Origin of the sequence: Actinomyces denticolens, assembly GCF_002072185.1 — a bacterium.
GTDB lineage: Bacteria > Actinomycetota > Actinomycetes > Actinomycetales > Actinomycetaceae > Actinomyces > Actinomyces denticolens.
The window spans coordinates 1-1343 of sequence record NZ_MVIW01000081.1 but is presented as its reverse complement, the minus strand read 5'-3'; the positions used below and the strand labels follow the sequence as shown (position 1 = coordinate 1343).

The 1343-nt window shown below is 65.9% G+C and carries 3 pseudogenes; 1 reads left to right on the top strand and 2 read right to left on the bottom strand.

Annotated features, from left to right (window positions below):
- Nucleotides 1-117: 117 nt before the first annotated feature.
- Nucleotides 118-288, bottom strand: a pseudogene (locus tag B1H55_RS12000) (IS1634 family transposase); the annotation flags it as partial.
- Between the two features lie 69 nt (nt 289-357).
- On the opposite strand from B1H55_RS12000, the pseudogene B1H55_RS11995 reads away from it, so the two are divergent.
- Nucleotides 358-996: pseudogene (locus tag B1H55_RS11995) on the top strand (IS630 family transposase); the annotation flags it as partial.
- A 35-nt stretch (nt 997-1031) separates the two neighbouring features.
- On the opposite strand, the pseudogene B1H55_RS11990 reads toward B1H55_RS11995, so the two are convergent.
- Nucleotides 1032-1233 (bottom strand): annotated as a pseudogene (locus B1H55_RS11990) (IS256 family transposase); the annotation flags it as partial.
- Nucleotides 1234-1343: the final 110 nt, after the last annotated feature.

Below are 1343 nucleotides of genomic sequence, written 5' to 3'. Positions count from 1 at the left end.
GGCCTCCACAGCCATCCTGGTAGCCCGCTCCCGCAGCTCCTCGGGATACTTCCTTTGTGCACTCATGACAGTGATCCTTCCGTGTGTTCACTGCCTCCATCAAACCCGGTGCAGTTCAATCACCTCACTGGCGGGCATCACGGTGGCGGGGATGTTGCTGACGTAGCCCTTGAGCCCCGCCAAGCGGCGTGCTCTGGCTAGAGCCTTGTCATCCAGGACCTGGTCGCCCTTGCGAGTGGTGACGAAGCGGGTGCCCTTGGGGCGCCTGTGGCCGGCGACCACCGCCCTAGTGTCCTGCGTCGTTAGTTCGTTGCTGGTTTCTGGTAGCGTGGCGAGACGGCGAGGCGAGGACCGGCTCTGGTGGAGTTGACGCTCAGTGATGGAGAGCGGGAGCAGTTGGAGCGGTGGGCGCGTAGGCGTAAGTCGTCTCAGGCGCTGGCGCTGCGGTGCCGGATCGTGCTGGCGGCGGCGTCGGGGGGCGTCCAACGCCGAGGTTGCCCGGCAGGTGGGGGCTTCACTACCGACGGTGCGTAAGTGGCGGGGAAGGTTCCTTCAGCGGCGCTGGACGGGCTGGTCGACGAGCCGCGTCCGGGACGTCCGCCGGTGATCAGTGTGGAGCAGGTTGAGCAGGTGGTTGTCGACACCCTGGAGTCGGTGCCAGCGGGTGCCACGCACTGGTCGCGGGCGAAGACGGCGGCCAAGTCGGGTCTGTCGGCCTCCACCGTGGGGCGGACCTGGCGGGCGTTCGGGATCCAGCCCCACCGCGCCGAGACCTTCAAGCCGTCCAACGACCCCCTGTTCACCGAGAAGGTCTACGACATTGTCGGCCTGTACCTGAACCCGCCGGAGGCGGCGGTGGTCTTATGCGTGGACGAGAAGACCCAGGTGCAGGCCCCGGTCCGCTCCCAGCCGGCCTTCCCGATGGCGCCCGGCACCCCCGAGCGGCGCGCTCACGACTACGTGCGCGCCGGGACCACCAGCCTGTTCGCCGCCCTGAGAGCCTGTCAATATGTTTGTGTAAGTGGGTTGGGTCATAGGTGGGGGTTGATTCGTTCTGGGTAGGCCAGGGCGAGTTGCTGGAGGGCCTGTTTCCAGTTGGTGGTCACCGCTCCCTCAACGAGCCGGCCCGGCGCTTTGCGTTTGCTGGCGGGTAGGTTCTTCTCCTTCTCGCGCTGTCTGGCGTGCTTGTCCTCGGGCGTTGCAGATGGCCAGCCACAGCAGCTTTTGAACTGCACCGGGTTTGATGGAGGCAGTGAACACACGGAAGGATCACTGTCATGAGTGCACAAAGGAAGTATCCCGAGGAGCTGCGGGAGCGGGCTACCAGGATGGCTGTGGAGGCC